The sequence below is a fragment of the Pilosibacter rotomagensis genome (genome assembly GCF_045062245.2).
Taxonomy (GTDB): Bacteria; Bacillota; Clostridia; order Lachnospirales; family Lachnospiraceae; genus Pilosibacter.
In genome coordinates, this window is the sequence record NZ_CM170323.1 from 36,820 (window position 1) to 55,321 (window position 18,502).

At 53.0% G+C, this 18,502-nt stretch carries 16 protein-coding genes; all 16 read left to right on the forward strand.

Features of this window, described 5'->3' with window-relative positions; genetic code table 11:
• Positions 1-22: 22 nt before the first annotated feature.
• On the forward strand, positions 23-1,798 hold the full coding sequence (locus tag ACI3EW_RS00210; protein ID WP_118321832.1) for an acetyl-CoA carboxylase carboxyltransferase subunit alpha: 1,776 nt from the start codon (positions 23-25) through the stop codon (positions 1,796-1,798).
• An 8-nt stretch (positions 1,799-1,806) separates the two neighbouring features.
• Positions 1,807-2,946 (forward strand): nitronate monooxygenase family protein, encoded by a 1,140-nt coding sequence (locus ACI3EW_RS00215; RefSeq protein WP_329752204.1) that lies wholly within the window; start codon positions 1,807-1,809, stop codon positions 2,944-2,946.
• A 155-nt stretch (positions 2,947-3,101) separates the two neighbouring features.
• Complete coding sequence (locus tag ACI3EW_RS00220) at positions 3,102-3,818, forward strand: nucleoside recognition protein (RefSeq protein WP_405582002.1); 717 nt, start codon at positions 3,102-3,104, stop codon at positions 3,816-3,818.
• A gap of 278 nt (positions 3,819-4,096) precedes the next feature.
• Positions 4,097-5,758, forward strand: a complete 1,662-nt coding sequence (locus ACI3EW_RS00225; RefSeq protein WP_215701986.1) for an ABC transporter substrate-binding protein — start codon at positions 4,097-4,099, stop codon at positions 5,756-5,758.
• Positions 5,749-6,747, forward strand: coding sequence for an ABC transporter permease (locus ACI3EW_RS00230; protein ID WP_405582008.1), 999 nt, complete (start codon positions 5,749-5,751; stop codon positions 6,745-6,747). The genes ACI3EW_RS00225 and ACI3EW_RS00230 overlap by 10 nt, the downstream gene beginning before the upstream one ends.
• Positions 6,744-7,565, forward strand: a complete 822-nt coding sequence (locus tag ACI3EW_RS00235; RefSeq protein ID WP_405582011.1) for an ABC transporter permease — start codon at positions 6,744-6,746, stop codon at positions 7,563-7,565. Before ACI3EW_RS00230 ends, ACI3EW_RS00235 begins: the two co-directional genes overlap by 4 nt.
• A 12-nt stretch (positions 7,566-7,577) precedes the next feature.
• On the forward strand, positions 7,578-8,417 hold the full coding sequence (locus ACI3EW_RS00240) for an ATP-binding cassette domain-containing protein (protein WP_485663245.1): 840 nt from the start codon (positions 7,578-7,580) through the stop codon (positions 8,415-8,417).
• The gene (locus ACI3EW_RS00245) at positions 8,414-9,052 is read left to right on the forward strand and encodes an ABC transporter ATP-binding protein (protein ID WP_118651121.1); all 639 of its coding nucleotides are present in this window, start codon (positions 8,414-8,416) and stop codon (positions 9,050-9,052) included. Before ACI3EW_RS00240 ends, ACI3EW_RS00245 begins: the two co-directional genes overlap by 4 nt.
• A 164-nt stretch (positions 9,053-9,216) precedes the next feature.
• The gene (locus ACI3EW_RS00250) at positions 9,217-9,687 is read left to right on the forward strand and encodes a prepilin peptidase (RefSeq protein ID WP_182426825.1); all 471 of its coding nucleotides are present in this window, start codon (positions 9,217-9,219) and stop codon (positions 9,685-9,687) included.
• A gap of 32 nt (positions 9,688-9,719) precedes the next feature.
• Positions 9,720-10,763, forward strand: a complete 1,044-nt coding sequence (locus tag ACI3EW_RS00255; RefSeq protein WP_329752211.1) for a type II secretion system F family protein — start codon at positions 9,720-9,722, stop codon at positions 10,761-10,763.
• A gap of 14 nt (positions 10,764-10,777) precedes the next feature.
• The gene (locus tag ACI3EW_RS00260) at positions 10,778-11,245 is read left to right on the forward strand and encodes a type II secretion system protein (protein WP_329752213.1); all 468 of its coding nucleotides are present in this window, start codon (positions 10,778-10,780) and stop codon (positions 11,243-11,245) included.
• Positions 11,242-11,595: a type II secretion system protein gene (locus ACI3EW_RS00265; protein ID WP_118298258.1), complete on the forward strand. Its 354-nt coding sequence runs from the start codon at positions 11,242-11,244 to the stop codon at positions 11,593-11,595. Before ACI3EW_RS00260 ends, ACI3EW_RS00265 begins: the two co-directional genes overlap by 4 nt.
• Positions 11,585-11,971 carry a type II secretion system protein gene (locus ACI3EW_RS00270; RefSeq protein ID WP_329752215.1) on the forward strand — a complete coding sequence of 129 codons (387 nt, stop codon included), beginning with the start codon at positions 11,585-11,587 and terminating at the stop codon, positions 11,969-11,971. The genes ACI3EW_RS00265 and ACI3EW_RS00270 overlap by 11 nt, the downstream gene beginning before the upstream one ends.
• Positions 11,972-12,061: 90 nt before the next feature.
• Complete coding sequence (locus ACI3EW_RS00275; protein ID WP_405582408.1) at positions 12,062-13,294, forward strand: GspE/PulE family protein; 1,233 nt, start codon at positions 12,062-12,064, stop codon at positions 13,292-13,294.
• Positions 13,295-13,715: 421 nt separating this feature from the next.
• Positions 13,716-14,780: a DUF6273 domain-containing protein gene (locus ACI3EW_RS00280; RefSeq protein WP_215701995.1), complete on the forward strand. Its 1,065-nt coding sequence runs from the start codon at positions 13,716-13,718 to the stop codon at positions 14,778-14,780.
• 12 nt (positions 14,781-14,792) lie between these two features.
• Complete coding sequence (locus ACI3EW_RS00285) at positions 14,793-18,488, forward strand: N-acetylmuramoyl-L-alanine amidase family protein (protein ID WP_405582411.1); 3,696 nt, start codon at positions 14,793-14,795, stop codon at positions 18,486-18,488.
• The last annotated feature ends 14 nt before the right edge of the window (positions 18,489-18,502 follow it).

The window sequence follows — 18,502 nt, forward strand, 5'->3', positions numbered from 1 at the left end:
GACTGGAAAGGAGCTTTTTTGTATGTTAAGGGATATGTTTAAGAAAACATATACAAAGATCGATATGAGATACCGCGCGGAAGAAAAGGAATCTGCGAAAGCAGAGCAGGAAGACGCACCGGTAATTCCTGCCGGTCTGTGGAAAAAATGTAATAAGTGCGGAAAACCGATCTATACGGATGATGTCCGCGCGAACTTTTATATCTGTCCGAAATGCGGCGGATATTTCCGTGTCCATGCGTACCGCAGGATCGAGATGATCGCTGACGAGGGAAGCTTTGAGGAGTGGGACAAGGAGATGGAAGTCTCCAACCCGTTAAATTTCCCGGGATACGAGAAGAAACTTGCGGCGGCAAGAGAAAAATCGAGACTCAACGAGGCGATCGTCACCGGAAAATGCCGGATCCACGGGGAAGAGACGGTTGTCGGCGTCTGCGATGCGAGATTTTTAATGAGCAGCATGGGCCACAATGTAGGAGAAAAGATCACACGGGCGGTCGAGCGCGCCACAGCGGAAAAACTTCCGGTGATCCTCTTCGCCTGCTCCGGCGGCGCGAGAATGCAGGAAGGCATGGTCTCCCTGATGCAGATGGCAAAGACGTCCGCTGCGTTAAAGAGACATCATGAGGCCGGACAGCTCTATGTGAGTGTTCTGACCGATCCGACGACGGGCGGCGTGACGGCAAGTTTCGCGATGCTCGGAGATATCATCCTTGCGGAGCCGGGGGCACTCATCGGATTTGCCGGACCGCGTGTCATCGAGCAGACGATCGGGCAGAAGCTCCCGGAAGGTTTCCAGAGAGCCGAGTTCCTCGTAGAGCACGGTTTTGTCGATAAGATCGTAAAGCGTGAGGAATTAAAGGAAACGCTGGCGATGATCTTAAAGCTTCATAAAAAGCCGGAGAGCGGATGTCTGGCGGCCTGGGAGAGAGAACATTCCGGGGAAGGTGCTTCAGAGGAGAACCGGTCCCGTGGAAAGAAAGTCCGCCATGCATCGGAAAAAGCCGCCGGAATGATCCGCAGCGCGTGGGATTCCGTCCTGCTTTCCAGAAAGTCGGATCGCCCGGTAGCGACCGACTATATCCATGCGATCTTTGATGACTTTATGGAGTTTCACGGAGACCGCTACTGCAAGGACGACGGCGCCATTGTCGGCGGGATCGCGTCCTTCCACGGAATGCCTGTGACAGTGATCGGCCAGGAAAAAGGAAAGAATACAAAAGAAAACATTAAGCGCAATTTCGGCATGCCGTCCCCGGACGGATACCGGAAAGCGCTCCGTCTCATGAAACAGGCGGAGACCTTCGGACGTCCGGTGGTATGCTTTGTGGATACACCAGGGGCGTTCTGCGGTCTGGAAGCCGAGGAGCGCGGACAGGGCGAGGCGATCGCGAGAAACCTCTTTGAGATGTCCGATCTCACCGTTCCGGTCCTCTCGATCGTGATCGGGGAAGGCGGAAGCGGCGGAGCACTCGCCATGGCGGTTGCCAATGAGGTCTGGATGATGGAAAATGCAGTCTATTCCGTCCTTTCCCCGGAAGGTTTTGCTTCGATCCTCTGGAAAGACAGCAAACGCGCCGATGAGGCGGCACGTGTCATGAAGATGACTGCAAAAGAATTAAAAGAACTTGGAATCATTGAACGGGTTATCCCGGAGCCGGAACCGGCAGACCCGGAAACACTTCCGGAGATCGCAAAGACTATGGAAGATGCCATGGAGGAATTCTTTGAAACATGGACACCGCTCGGTGGGAAGACGTTAGCAGAACGCCGTTACGAGAGATTCCGGAAGTTCTAGGAGGCAGAATGGAGAAAACAAACATCCTGAAACCATTAAAAATAGGAAACCTTGTGGCGAAGCGCCCGGTGATCCAGGGAGGAATGGGGGTCGGCATCAGTCTTTCTTCGCTCGCCGGAGCCGTTGCAAAAGCGGGCGGCATCGGGATCATTTCCACAGCGCAGATCGGATTTAAGGATCATGACTTCGGAAAAAATCCGATGGCAGCGAACTTGAGAGCGATCCATTCAGAGCTTAAAAAAGCCAGAGAGAAAGCGCCGCAGGGCGTTCTCGGCTTTAATATCATGGTCGCGACAAAAGAGTACGCATCCTATGTAAAAGAGGCCGTAAAGGCCGGAGCGGACGTGATCATCTCAGGAGCCGGTCTCCCGATCGACATGCCGAAATTTGTCGCGGAGGCGGAGAGCGAAGCGGACGGCGGAGAAAAAAAAGAGCGCCGCACGATGATCGCGCCGATCGTTTCTTCTGTGAAATCGGCACTTGTCATCTGCCGGATGTGGGACAGAAAGTACCATACGGCACCGGATTTCATCGTGGTGGAAGGTCCCTGCGCGGGCGGTCACCTTGGATTTTCCAGGGAACAGCTTACGGAGCTTGGAGCCGATACGGATCATGTGGCGGAGACATATGATGAGCCGGCATACGACAAGGAGGTCCGCGGGATCATCGAGACGGTGAAAAGCTTTGCCGAGAAGTATAAAAAGCATATCCCGGTCATCACGGCGGGCGGAATTTTCGACTATAAGGACGTTCTGCATCAGTTTGAACTTGGAGCAGAAGGAGTCCAGGCGGCGACGAGATTTGTGACCACCGAGGAATGTGACGCGGATATCGCTTACAAAGAGGCATACATTAACGCAAAAGAGGAAGACATCGTGATCGTGAAGAGTCCGGTCGGAATGCCGGGGCGTGCGATCAAAAACAAGTTCTTAGAGCGTGTCGCGAAAGGCCCGGTCAAGGTCGAGCACTGTTTCAGGTGCCTGGAGCATTGTGATCCGGCGACAACGCCGTACTGCATCACGAAGGCGCTTATCAATGCCGCGGAAGGAAAGATCGATGACGCGCTGCTGTTCTGCGGGAGCAACGCGTACCGCTGCGAGAAGATCGAGACGGTGCCGGAAGTCATGGCGGCGCTGTGCGGAGAATAGCTCATAATCCACAAAGTATTGTAAAGTTGCGGAGATTCATAGATCCTGCATTTCTGTCATAGAATGAAGAAACTCAGGTGATAACCCGATGGATCCGGTCTTTTACCGGATTTTCGGGGATTTCACCTCTTCAGACAGAAATGCGGGATCTTTTTATGTTAAATGCGCTGTGGGCTGGGATGATGGCCGCCGGGATCTTCTGGGCGGCGTTTCATGGAAATATGGGGGAAGTGACGAACGGGCTGCTGGATTCGGCGAAAGAGGCGGTGACTCTGGGAGTCACCATGCTCGGGATCATGTCGTTCTGGTGCGGGATCTTAAAGATCGGGGAGCGAGCCGGTCTCATTGAGGCGCTCACGAAAAAAATGCGCCCGGTGATCAGATTCCTCTTCCCAAATCTCCCCGACGGACATCCGGCAGGGCAGTATATCGCGACAAATATGATCGCAAATATGCTGGGACTCGGCTGGGCGGCAACCCCGGCGGGATTGAAGGCGATGGAGGAGCTGGGAAAGCTGGAGGATGAGAGAAGAGGCGGGATTTGCTGGAGAGAGGACCGGGAAGAAGATTGCGGAATATCCGGGGAGCGGAGACGGTCATACGAGGAGACTCCGGATAAGCCGAAGTCAAAAGAAAAACTGTACAGATGGAAGCGCCCGGCCGGGACCGCCAGCAACGAGATGTGTACATTTCTGATCATCAACATCTCGTCCCTGCAGCTGATCCCCATCAACATGATCGCCTACCGCAGCCAGTACGGCAGCGTCGATCCGGCAGCGATCGCGGGACCGGCGCTGCTCGCGACGATCGCGAGTACGGCGGCGGGGGTAGTGTTCTGCAAAGTCATGGACAGGAAAAACATTGATTTTTGAAAAAAAGTTTACTATAATGTTACTATTATGCGGCTGAAGCCCATACTCGGAAAAGAGCCCGCCCAAGGCGGTTTGCAAACAGAACACGATAAAAATATTCGTATCTGTACGTCATCAGAGCGAGATGACATACAGATCATAAAAAGAATCGATAAAACAATACCAGGAAGGTTGACGCATACAGAATGTATGCTTCTTTCTGGTATTTTTTTGCACTCGTGTCTGGAGTAAAAGTGTGTCATTGCACATGGTTTCAGAACAGAAAAGGGGATAAATTCATGAAAAAACGAACAATAAAAACAATACTGGCAGCTCTGACGGCAGCCGCCATGGTATGTTCCATGGCCGGCTGTTCCGGAAAGGACGCGGGGACAGCGGAAAGCTCCGCATCCGGCTCCTCCGCTGCTGCGGAGAACACAGGCGCGGCAGCAGAAAACGGGAAAGACTCCGTCATCGTTGTCATGGGACCGTCCTCCGAGCCGGAGGCAGGATTTGATCCGGCTTACGGCTGGGGAGCTGGAGAACATGTCCATGAGCCGCTGATCCAGAGCACGCTGACCGTCACAAAGGCAGATATGACGATCGGTTATGACCTGGCGACAGATATGAATGTCAGTGATGACGGGATGACATGGACCGTGACGATCCGCGATGACGTAAAGTTTACCGATGGGGAGAAACTCACGGCGGAGGACGTGGCATTCACTTACAATACACTGCGGGACAACAGCTCGGTCAATGACTTTACGATGTTAAAAGAGGCGAGAGCGCTGGATGATACCACGGTCGAGTTTGATATGAACCGTCCGTATTCGATCTGGCCGTACACGATGGCGATCACGGGGATTGTCCCGGAACACGCTTATGGTCCGGACTATGGAACGAACCCGATCGGTTCCGGCCGCTATATCATGAAACAGTGGGACAAAGGGCAGCAGGTGATCTTTGAGGCAAACCCGGATTATTATGGGGATGCGCCGAAAATGAAGACCGTGACGGTCTTATTTATGGATGAGGACGCAGCGTATGCGGCGGCTCTTTCCGGACAGGTGGATCTTGCTTACACATCGGCGGCATACTCTGACCAGACGGTCGATGGATTTTCCCTTTTTGACTGCAAGACGGTCGATAACCGCGGCTTCAACCTTCCGGTGATCCCGGCGGGGGAGACCGATGAGAACGGCGTGGCGCTTGGAAACGATTTTACAAGTGATGTAAGTGTGCGCCGCGCGATCAACCTTGCGATCAATCGGGAAGAGATGATCGACCACGTATTAAACGGGTACGGGACAGTGGCATACAGCGTCTGCGACCAGATGCCGTGGTATAACCCGGCGGCGGAGACGGATTATGATCCGGATATGGCGAAGGCGATCCTGAAAGAGGATGGCTGGGAAGCCGGAGAAGACGGGATCCTCACAAAAGACGGAGTCCGCGCCGAGTTCACCCTGATGTATCCGACCGGTGATTCTGTCCGCCAGGCACTTGCGGAGGACACGGCAAACCAGTTAAAAGCATTCGGGATCAACGTGACGACCGAGGGAGTCGGCTGGGATACCGCCTACGACCGCGCACAGTCCACTCCGCTCATGTGGGGATGGGGCGCGCACACGCCGATGGAGCTCTACAACATTTACCATACGGCTCCGGGAAAGAAATATGCGGAATATTCCCCGTATGCAAATGTGAAAGTGGACAAGTACATGGATGCCGCTCTGGCGGAGAGCGACCTTGAAAAGTCCTATGAACTCTGGAAAGATGCCCAGTGGGACGGGACGACAGGGATCACCCAGGATGGGGATCTTCCGTGGATCTGGCTTGTGAATATTGATCATTTATACTGGGTGAAGGACGGACTGCAGGTTGCGGAGCAGAAACTTCATCCGCACGGACATGGCTGGTCGATCGTAAACAACGTTGACCAGTGGACATGGAAATAAAGAGAACGGGTCTGTGGATCGGCAGACAGGCAGCGCGGATGTGTCTGATGGTACTCCTTGTGAGTATTCTGGCGTTTGGGCTCCTGGCGGCCTCGCCCATAGATCCGCTCCAGACAAACGTCGGTCAGACCGCGCTCGGCTCCATGAGTCCGGAACAGATCGCAAGACTCAGAAGCTACTGGGGAACGGATCTTCCGCCGGTGGAGCGGTATCTGAACTGGCTGAAAGACTTCCTTCATGGAAACATGGGAACCTCGCTTCTGTACCGGAGACCGGTGGCGGAAGTCATCGGTGAGAAGGTCTTAAGCTCCGTATGGCTTTTATTTACGGCATGGCTGTTATCTGGCATTCTCGGCTTTTTCCTTGGCGTTCTCGCAGGAAAAAAGCGCGGAGGAGTCATGGACCGGATCGTGACGGGATATTCGCTGTTTGTGGCGAGTACGCCGTCGTTCTGGGTGGCCATGGTGCTGCTCATGGTATTTGCGGTGAAGCTTCACTGGTTCCCGATCGGATTCAGCGTTCCGATCGGAATGGATGCAGGGGCAATCTCCATTGCGGACAGGATCCGGCATGCGGTTCTTCCGGCTGCGGCTTTAAGCATCACGGGAATCTCATCCATCGCCCTTCATACGAGGGAAAAACTCATCGAGGTCATGGAAAGTGATTACGTTTTGTTTGCAAGAGCAAGGGGAGAGTCGGACTGGGCGATCTTAAGACGTCATGGACTCCGGAACATTCTTCTCCCGGCCATGACACTTCAGTTCTCGTCGGTGAGTGAGATCATCGGCGGCTCTGTCCTTGTGGAACAGGTATTTTCCTACCCGGGACTGGGACAGGCGGCAGTGACGGCGGGACTCGGAAGTGATGTTCCGTTACTTTTAGGGATCACAGTCGTGACGGCGGTCATCGTCGCCGTGGGAAATCTTGCGGCAAACATTTTGTACGGTGTGATCGATCCGAGGATCCGGGAGGGGGCGAAGCAGAGATGATGAAAAATCGCAGAAGAAAAAGCTTCGCACTGCTGATCCTGGCAGCTGGACTTTTGGTGCTCGTTGCGGTTCTCGGGAGCTTCTGGAAGGAAGCTGCGATCCAGACCGATTTTACGCGAAAAAATCTTGCGCCTTGTATCCAGTATCCATTCGGAACAGACTGGATGGGCCGGGACATGTTTGTTCGGACGATCGCCGGACTTTCTTTAAGCATCCGGATCGGACTCCTGACGGCGGCGGTCAGCGCAGCTGCGGCATTTCTTATGGGACTCTGCGCGGCTGTGTGCGGAAAAGCGGCGGACAGCATTGTGCAGATGCTCATCGATATCGTGATGGGAATTCCACATATGCTGCTTCTGATCCTGATCTCCTTCGCCTGCGGGCGGGGATTCTGGGGTGTTGTCTGGGGGATCGCGTTCACGCACTGGGCATCGCTCGCGAGACTCATCCGCGGGGAGGTCCTGCAGCTAAAACAGAGCCAGTATGTGAAGATCGCGGAGAAGCTCGGAAAAGGAAATTTTTATATCGCATTCTGCCATATGGCGCCGAACCTGATCCCGCAGTTTATTACGGGACTTGTCCTCCTGTTTCCGCATGCGATCCTTCATGAAGCCAGCATCACATTTTTGGGCTTTGGGCTTTCCTCGGAAAGTCCGGCGATCGGGGTGATCCTGTCGGAGAGCATGAAGTACCTTGCGATGGGAAAATGGTGGCTGGCGCTGTTTCCGGGACTTTTCCTCGTGGGAACGGTCCTGCTGTTCCATTATATCGGTCAGGCGCTGTGCAGGCTTCTGGATCCGGGCAGTGTTCATGAATAGGAGGCGGAGAAGATGAAGGATACGATTTTGGAAGTGAAGGATCTCTCCGTCACCTTTACACAGTATGACCGCGGTTTTTCGAGACGGACGCTCCATGCGGTGGAGAAGATGGACCTCTCGGTACGTGCGGGCGAGATCGTGGCGGTCGTGGGATCAAGCGGATCCGGCAAGAGTCTGTTAGCCCATGCGATCATGGGAATCCTGCCCTACAACAGCGCGATGGACGGGGAGATCCGGTTTCTTGGAACACCGCTGACGGCGGAACGGGTAAAAAAGCTCCGTGGACATGAGATCGTTTTTGTGCCCCAGAGTGTGTCATATCTTGATCCGCTCATGAAGATCGGGGATCAGATCCGGAACGGGAAAAAGGATTATTCCGTGAAGGAGAAATGTCTGGCGGTGTTAAAGCGCTATGGTCTGGCTCCGGATATCCGGGAAAAATATCCGTTTCAGCTATCCGGCGGCATGACGCGGCGCGTTCTGATCTCCACAGCGGTGATGGAAACACCGAAATTCGTCATTGCGGACGAGCCGACACCTGGACTTCACATGGAGGCGGCAACGCGCGTTATGGGGCATTTCCGGGAGATGGCGGATGACGGGGCAGGAGTTCTTCTCATCACCCACGATCTGGAGCTGGCGCTTTTGACAGCAGACCGGGTCGTCGTGCTCTATGGAGGCAGAGTCATCGAGGAGACGGACGCGGCTGCTTTTCAGAATGAGGAGAACCTGAAACATCCGTACACAAAGGCGCTGTTCCGATCCATGCCGAAGAACTGGAAAAAGGACGGAGAAAACCTCTGCGACACAGGAGAGATCCTGGAGATCATGCGAAAGGAATACGGAAGATGAAGCTGGAAGCGATCGACATTTCTTTTAAATACGGGAAAGGGAGCAGACAGATCCTGGATCATGTAAATCTTTCGGTGGAACCAGGCGAAAAGGTGGGGATCATGGCACCGAGCGGATATGGAAAGACAACGCTTTGTAAGATCCTTGCCGGGTATGAGAGACCGGATCAGGGGAAAGTCCTGGTCGATGGAATGCCGATCCTGAAGATCCGCGGTTACTGCCCGGTGCAGATGGTCTGGCAGCATCCGGAGCTCTCAGTGAATCCGAAAAGGCGCCTGAGTACGGTTCTTGCGGAAGGGGACTGGACGTTTGAGGATCCGGGCGAACGGGCGCGGATCGAGGAAGGCCTCGGGATCCGGGATGAATGGAAAGAACGGTTTCCGGTGGAGGTTTCCGGCGGGGAGCTTCAGAGGTTCTGTATCGCGAGAGCATTGGGGCGAAAGACGAAACTTCTGATCGCGGATGAGATGACGACAATGCTGGATTTGATCACGCAGGGACAGATCTGGGATTTCGTTTTGAAGGAACTGAAACGGCGGGAGATGGGAATGATCGCGGTCAGCCACTCGCCGGAGCTCCTTGAGAAGGTGTGTGACCGTGTGGTGCGGTATCCGCAGGCTGATCTTCGCGGGTGATATTTATAGCCCATATGTGGGCAATGAATTGACAAGCTTTATGAGATTCCGTAAAATGGGGACATAAAAATATGGTTTTTTGATGCGGTGCAGTGGACAACTGCGCCGTTTTGCTTTTCGACAGAAAATTTCAAAGAATATTTTTACAAACGATGGAGGAAAAGATGAGATTTTGTATGGATCTGTGCCTTGCGGTGGTCCTGATCCAGATTGCATGGACCGATATCCGCACGATGATGATACCGGACCGGGTGCTGGTTCCGCTGATGATCCTGGCGGGACTTTCGGTATTTACGGAGCCGGAAATTCCATTTACTGCCCGGCTCATCGGGATCTTCTGCACAGCACTTCCCATGTACCTTGCAAATCTTTTTGTGGACGGGGCATTTGGTGGCGGTGATATCAGGCTGCTGGCAGCCGCAGGATTCTGTCTCGGATGGAAAACATGCCTGATCGGGACGATCACGGGACTTTTTCTTGGAGGACTTCAGTCAGTGGTCCTGCTGGCACTTGGAAAGGTGAGATTCGGAGAGCGGGCGAGGATCCCGTTTGCTCCGGCGCTCTGTATGGGACTATTTGCCGCAAGACTTTTTGAGGATCAGATCGTCTCCCTGTTCTTCTGGGGAACATGGTAGGGGATCCAGAGTAATAAAAGGTGGGATATGTCATGAAAAAGCAAAAGAAACTTGGGACGGCAGGATTAGCTGATTTTTTCCGACAGTTTTCGGTCCTGGTAAGCTCGGGACTTCCGGTTGCCGGGGCACTTGAGATCATGGAAACGGATGAAACAGATCAGAGATTTTCCCGGGCATGCCGGCTTTTCAAGCAGCGGATGACCGATGGAATGGCGATCGGGGATGCCATGGAGGAGACAGGGGCATTTCCGGAGCTGGCAGTCCAGATGATCCGGTCGGCGGAGATCGGAGGTCATCTCGGGAAAACGACTATGAAGCTCTCGGAGCATTATGAAAAAGAACATCGCACGGAAGGAAAGATCCGCAGTGCTATGCTGTACCCGAAGATCCTTATCTTTATGATGATATTCCTGGTCTTGTTTGTCTTTCTAGCGATCCTTCCGACGCTGGAACCACTCCTTAAAGGTGTGAAGCTTCCGCTTCTTACGAGAACACTGATGGAGATCAGCCATTTTCTGTATCGATACCGATATTTTCTTCCGGCAGCAGCACTGATCCTTTTCACGGTCTGGAAATTTCTGATCACGAGACCTGTGGTCAGGCTTTTGTACGACAGGATGCTGTGTGCACTGCCGGTCCTGGGAAGACAGGTGAGAACGATCTGCACGGCGAGATTCTGTGAAAACATGTCGAGTCTCTATTCCAGCGGACTGCCGATCCCATCCTGTTTAATGTATACAATCGGGACCATCGGAAACCGCTATCTGGATGGGAAACTCCGGTTGATCATGGAAGACGTGAAAAACGGAATGCTGCTCAGCGAGGCAATCCGGGCGAGCGGCAGTTTCGATAAGAAACTGGCGGCGGTGATCGTCACCGGTGAGGAAGCGGGATGCCTGGAAGATATGTTAAAAAGGCTGGCGGAAAATTATGAACATGAGGCGGATCTGGCACTCACGAAACTGATGAATCTCCTGGAACCGGCGATGATCCTGGTCATCGGCTCACTCACCGGTCTTCTGATCCTTGGGATCATGGAACCGATGTGGAACATGTATGGGAGTATTGGCAGTTGAGAGGAGGAAACCGATTGAAAAAGAACGGACATGAAGGCTTTGTTATGGCAGAAGTTCTGATCACAGTCATGATCGTCATGGTCTTTGGGACTTTACTGTTTTCTTCAGCATCGAGAAGATATGTGCGGGCAGAGCGGAATATCGCGAAAATGGAGGCGAGACTGGCTGCGGAATCGGTCGTGCAGGTGCTGGCAGGGAAGATCCTGAAAGAAGAGTCATCGGAGGTGATCGAAAAACTTGTCTCCAGACACGGTCTTCCGGTGACCGAGGGCGTGGTCTGGGCGGATACGGAGAATGGAGAGTCAGAAAAGATCAGGACTGTCGTGACATCTTTCTGGCGAGAGGATGGCTCTGAACTGGTGCTGCATGCGGAGTGTACGGTGCGGGAGCAGACAGAAAGTGCATCGATCGTTCTCGGGCGGGAACGCCTATCCGTGTATACACCATCCACAGCGGATCGGAAGGAGGAGAACGCGCCATGAAAAAGAGAAAGAAAATACTTTCAGATCACAGCGGAATGACGCTTGTGGAGATATTGACAGCGTTCTTTATTCTGATGCTGGCGTCAAAGGCTGTCGTTTCCTGTATTTCAGGGTATTCCCGCGTGATCGAAAAGAGCCGGGAACTTTCCGCAGCAGGCACAGAAGTGGAACGCCTGACAGGGGATGCGGAATATGCAGCAGCCGCAGAGATCCATCTGGAGATCGGCGGGGAGGAGTTTGTGGAATCCGGATCCTATGTGGAAGAGACGGTGAAAGATAGTGATCGTCCGGTAACCGGTTTTTGGGCGGATCAGGCGGTCATGGAGGAGATTTTTGCAGATGGAGAATAAAAGAGGCGGTTTTACCCTGGTGGAAGTCATGACGGCGATCCTGCTGTTTGGAATGCTGATGCTTCTTATTTTTCCGATGAGGCGGATGATGGTTCGCGTTCTGGAGCGGACAGGGGATCAGGAACATGCGGAAATGATCGGTGATGCCGTTTTCCGGCATGTGACGGACGGATTGCAGACAGGTGCGATCCGGGTCGGGGAGCTGGACGAGCTTTCACTGGATACGTTTTGTGAGGATGATCTCGTGCCGGAAATTTCAGTGGAGGATTCGAGTGAATCCCGCGTATTTATCAGGATCACGGTGTCTGAGGGGGCACGGGTCCTTTATGAGAGATCTGGAAATATTTTTTGTGGGAGCCCCGGACAGCAGCCTTAAATAAGGGATGCCGATGATAAAGAATTGGTTTTTATGCGGTGGCGGTACCGCAGTCCAGACAGTGAAATTTTGAGATAGGGGGAAGTGAAAATGCTGCTTGCATTAGGTGGAGACGGAAGAAATGGAAACAGGGAAGAGAGCGTGGAAAAAACGGAACGGGTTGGAAGAGAGACAGAATCGGCGGTGAAGATCCTGGAAGAACTTCTGATCTTCGGATACCGGAAAAATGCCAGCGATATTCACATGGAACCGTGGGAGGACCGGTTTGTGATCCGGATGAGGATCGATGGAATGATGACGATGGTCCGGGAGTTTGACAAATCCATGTACCAGCCGCTCGTGACGAGAGCGAAGGTCATCAGCGGGATGGATATCGCAAAAAAGAGAGTTCCGCAGGACGGACATTTCCGGGAGACGATCAAAGGGATCCGGCTGGATATGAGAACGAGCGTGATCCCGACGATCTTCGGGGAAAAGATGGTGCTGAGATTTCTGGACAGAAAGACGGAGATCGATCATTGCGGGACATTTGGCATGAATGAAGAAAATTATAAGAAGATGATACAGATCCTGAGGAGTCCGGGCGGGATCCTGTATCTTACCGGACCGACAGGATGCGGAAAGACCACGACATTGTACCTGATCCTGGAATATCTGTTGAGACAGCCGGTAAATATCGTGACGATCGAGGATCCCGTGGAGCGATATCTTCCGGGGATCAGCCAGATCCAGGTGAATGAACAGGCGGGACTTACCTTTGAATCGGGACTCCGCGCGGTTTTGAGACAGGATCCTGATATCATCATGGTCGGCGAGACGAGAGATCCGGAGACTGCGAAGATCAGTGTCCGCGCGGCGATCACCGGTCATCTGGTGCTCTCGACTCTGCACACGAAAAGTGCAGTGGGCGGGATCACAAGAATGGCGGATATGGGCGTGGAGCCATACCTCACGGCGGACAGTCTGTGCGGCATGGCGGCACAGAGACTGGTGAGAAAGGTGTGTCCGCACTGCGCGGAGGCGGTGGAACTCACGGAGGAGGAACAGCGTTTGCTTGGAAGAACGGTGAAAAGTGCAAAACGCGGGCGCGGATGTGAACACTGCCTGAATACAGGATACAAAGGGAGAACTGCGGTCCATGAGATCTTTGTGATGGACCGGGAATTAAAGCGGATGACAGCGGAGAACCGGCCTGCATGGGAGATCGAGGAATATATAGTGAAGACACAGGGAATGCGGACCATGCGGGAAGAGCTGGCAGATCTGGTGTGTGACGGTGTGATCCCGATGGAGGAGTTCCTGCGGACGGTGGAAGTTCGGTAAATACAATATGGAGAAGAAAACGGGATGCGCGCGGCGTGTCCCGTTTTTTCTTAAAAGGAACTTCCGGTGAAATCCAAAGGCACTCCGTGCCAATGGTGCACACTCTTTTTTACATTATCAAATGCCTGTAAACACTGACTTTGCAGGGATTTTTATGAAAACGGATTGGCAAAAATGACGAAAATAGAAAAATATTTTCGTGAAACTGACCAAATAACAGGGGCATGGTTTTACGGATCCGATATGGATTCCGGAAAGGTCCTGTGATATAGTTATGGACAAACAGAGGAATGAACCGTCCGGGACATTCCAGTCAAATCATGACAGATCTTTTTAAAGTCTTAAAAATCTCCGGAAGCAGATGGTGTCTGCTTCATCGAAAAGCCGCCGGCGGCTTTAGCCGGAATATCCAGGAGGAAAAATGAATCGAAGGAAAATGGTAAAGTGGCTTGCTGCTGCAGGTTCTTTTGGCGCACTCGCAGGCTGCAGCGGGGAACTTGTCCCCTATGCGGCGGAGAGACCGATAGAGATCTCGGCAGCGGAGCAGGTGATCCTGCAGGACCGGGAAGCAGGCAGAAGATTCTTTATGGAATCCGTGTCTGCTGCAGACCGGGAAGGAAGACAGGAGATCACGGTAACAGGAAGAGAAAGTGCATTTGATACGCTGGTGATCGCGCAGATGTTTCCGGATGTGATCAATATTTCAAAGACAGATCTTGGAACGAGAAGTGTGAACGGTGAGCTGTTTTCGGACTGCCGGATCGGTTTTGAGTGGCGGGGGCGGGCGCCGGATCCCGGAGAAGAGAAAGTGCCCGGAACAGGAGATCAGTTCGGGGATGAAAAAGACCGGGCGTCCTGGAAGATCGGCGATGTGATCCTGCGGAATGTCGCGGGAAAAGTCTGCAGATTCCGCTGCATTGATGATGATTATCAGGATGGAAGCGGAAACTATGGAAAACGCGCGCTGTTTCTGGCGGAGTGTGTGATCCGGTCTGACGTGGAGAGCACATATGAGGAACGGGTCCTGCTTTCGTTCGGGGAGAATAATAATTATAAGAAATCCCGGGTAAGAAAGTGGCTGGGAGAACAGGAGGAGAATACGGTTCCGGATGCGGACTTTGTATACACGGGAACAGTAACCGCATTTACAGGAAGGACGGAAACCGGAGATTTTGCGCAGACCCGGATGGATGGGCTTCGGAGCTGCCGGCTTTCGTATCAGGAATGCCGGGACCGCTTCTTTCTGCTGTCTCTTGAGGAGGCGTACCGGTACCGGGAGGAGATCTGGAACCCGGAAGGAAAGGGAAGTTCTTACAGCAGGGGATTCTGGCTCCGCACACCGGCTTATGAGACAGACGAGTATGGAAATTTTGTATACGGAAACAGGGAATATGTTGTAGATCTGGAAAACGGATGCCTCAGACAGGCGGATGTGTCGGATAGCGGGATCGGAATCTGTCCGGCGTTCTGTCTGCCGCAGGCATAGAGGGGAGAAAATATGAAAAAGAGCAGAAAAAACAGAGGAAGAAAGAGCCGGATGATGTTAGCGGGATTAGGAGTCTGCATGGCGCTCGGAACACCGGTAAAGGGAATGGCAGTTTTAAGAAGCGTGGAGACGGCGGAGGGGAAAATCGCGACTGCGTCGGATGCGTCCGGGAAGATCGCTGTATTCGCGGCGGACGATGAGATCTGGGGTGCGGATGTAGGTGATATGAGCTTCCTGAGTGGAAGATCCGGAGACGGAAGCAAAGAAAAACCTTACCAGCTCACGACAAAAGAGCATCTGATCGGACTTGCGGTTCTCGCGTCCATGGGAATGGAAATTGGAAGCGGGGAGGGAACGTACCCGGGTAATTATAGAGGTGCCTGGTTTGAACTGGGGAAAAATATCGATCTCGGCGGCATGAACTGGATCCCGATCGGTTTTTACCGAACCGGTGCGGATATGCGGGCGGGAAAAGTGAGTCCGTTTGAAGGTCATTTTGACGGAAATGGGAAGACTGTCTCGAATTTTCGCATGTACCAGCCGTCCTGGGACTTTGGAGGACTGTTCGGAATGGTGGAGAACGCGGAGATCACGGATCTTAAAGTAAAGCCGGGACATGTGATCACAGTGAAGGAAAATGGAGGAATTCTTGCGGGCCGGGCAAAGCATTCGGTGATCCGGAATGTGACGGTAAATGGGACACTGAGGACTACCGGCACCGTTGGCGGAGTGACCGCGGATGTTCTGGAAGATTCTGTGGTGGAAAACTGTGTTTCCGACCATGTGGCGATCGACGCGGGAAGCGGAAAGGGGATCTTCATTGGCGGAATTGCCGGGCGGGCCTCCGAGTCACTGATCGCGGATTGTGAAGTGAATACCGGGGACAGCCTGAGCGCCAGGATCCAGGGCGGTGGTTATGTTGGCGGAATTGCGGGCTTTCAGAATTCTGCAGATATCTTTAATTCGCATGTGATGGGGACCATCGGCGGAAGCGGTGCCCAGTCTATCGGCGGAATTACCGGAAAATATGCCTCCGGAAAGATCAAAGTGGCGAGATTTGAGGGAACGATCGCGTCCTCTGGACTCGGAAGTGCGGCGCGGGAGGGAACCTTCATCGGAACGCACGATACTGGGTTCCATTTCCGCTATGGTGCGGAGGCTGGCGCGGACGCAGCGTATCTGTTCGCAGACACGGAGGAAAAGATCGCGGCCGGAGTCTGTGGTTCCGGAGTTTCGGATGATAACCGGTTTTCATATGATGCCCATATCGGCTTCTGGAACAAGGGCGATAATTTCTACACATTAGTCCAGGGACAGAATGTAAAGAAAGAGGATGAGCTCTATTTCTACGAGGAACTCGAAAACGGAGTCCTCCATGTCGTGGATACGGAGGATGCGGCGAGACAGGGCCTGTATACTCCGGACCATTTCGCACCAAATTCCGTGGGACGGCCAGTGCGGGGATATCTGCTTTCGGTTCTCCAGGTGGATACGGCGGCAAATTCAGAGAATTTCTACGATGTCGCAGTTCTCACAGCAAAAGGTCCGTCCGCGTACAGTAAAGAATTTCATAAAGCTTACCGGGGTGCAGTGGTGGCCGGGGACACGGTGACAGTCCTCACAGCGCCCAGGAATACGGAGACGGAAAAATTCCAGATGGACGGTGTGCCGACTTATACGGACTCTCTGGGGCGAAGAAGGAAGACGAGCTATCAGACAGGCGGTTCCTACCAGTTTGTGATGCCGGAGCATGACACGGAAGTATCTGCTGTCTATAAGAAGGTGGCTGCAGGCGTGCGGGTGGAGCCTCAGGAATTTGCTTTCAGGGTCACAGAGGAGCGCACCGGCGACCGGATGAACCCGTCGATCACAACGGAAGTGCGGGACAGCGCGGGAAAACTTTTGGCGAGATATCTGAACGGAAAGCCGGAAGCAGGGACAAAGGTCCAGGATGTGAAGATCCAGGCGGTAGTCGATAAGAATAATGATGTCGCTGATGAGGCGGTGAGATGGAGCGTGGACGATGATGAACTGATCCTTTTAAAGAAAAATGATGATGAGGATGAGTCCGGATATACGAAAAAGAGCGCTTCGATCGAGCTGAATCTGAATGCCGGATTTTTTAAGGACATCGTCGGGAAGGCTGAGGCAGAGCAGGCAAAGAAACAGTACCGGTATCCGATCGAGGATACGATTTACGGAAACGGAATTCAGGGTGGACTTGCTGTCCTGACGGCAAAAACGAGACCTGTATCCAGTTTCGAGGAGAAGTCTGTGACGGCAAACTGCAGGATCCCGGTAACCTTCCAGATCAAAGACCGGACGAAGGTCGCGGCGGAAGGAGCATCTCTCAATAAGACGGCTTTAAATTTTACAGTCACCAGAAAACTGACCGGTGACCGGAAAAATCCGCAGGAGACACTCACAGTATCAGCACCACAGATCCTTTCGGGGACCTTTGCACCGGATTATTTTGACAAAAAAGATATCAATTGGACAGTCGGTGATCATGCGATCATCCAGATGGATGCCGGTTTTGTGGAAGAAGGGATCGCGGACGGCGATTACCGGAACGCGAAGGTGAGCGCCAAAAAGGATACAAGATGGATCCTGGATCTCATGGAAGCAGATGACGCGGCTCATGCGGAACATATTTATGAAAAACGCACCGGATATGGGACCCGAAGCACGGATGTGATCATGGCAGCAAAGGATGCGCTTGGAAATATCCAGTCGGCAGCCTGCAGTGTGAAAGTGGACTTTGTGACGGATGACCAGACGGTGGTGATGCCTGAGGAGATCAGGGCGGATCAGGATACGCTGACCTTTGCGCTGACACTTACGAAAAGCGGATCAAGATACAACCCGGTACTTAGCTGGGAGGGCTCGGATGCTCAGAAGATCACGGCAGAACTTGTTCCCGAAGCGGCGCTCAAAGGGAATGGAGACGGAAATTTTGTACTTGAATGGAGATCTCGATCCGGAGCTGTGAAAGCGGAAAACGGAGTGATATCGGCAGATACAGGCGCATCCTGGATCACGGAGGCGATGAAGAAATACCCGTATACGGCGGAAACCACGGATGAGATCACGGTGAAGGCAGGAACTATTGAAAAAAAGATCCCGGTAAAATTGACGTTTAAACTTGTAGACCGGACATGGTCAGGAAGTTCCGGAGGACATTCTTCTGGCAGCGGAAGTACGGGAAGTGTATTGAAAAAGCTGCAGAATACAGGAGAACAGCCGAAAGGAAGTATTGCCGGTGAATGGAGAAAAGAAGCAGACGGAAGCTGGCGGTTTGTTTCCGGCGGAAAAACTTATGCCGGTGAATGGGCCTGGATCTACAATCCATACGCAAAAGAAGGTCAGGAAAAAACTTCCTGGTTTCATTTCGCAAGTGACGGCAGGATGCAGACCGGCTGGTTTCTCGACGAAAAGGATGGCAGCTGGTATTACCTCCGGAAGACGAGCGACGGAAACCAGGGAAAAATGCAGACCGGATGGCTGAAAGAGGGAGAAAAATGGTATTACCTTGGACCGACGGGACGAATGACAAAGGGATGGAACTGGATCGACGGAAAATGTTACTATATGGACCAGAAAAACGGACATATGCTGGCGGGCTGTATGACACCGGACGGATATACCGTGGATGATACAGGTGCATGGTGTGTTCACGGGGTTGTGCAGACATTTGGAAAGAAATAATGGCGGGGGATCAG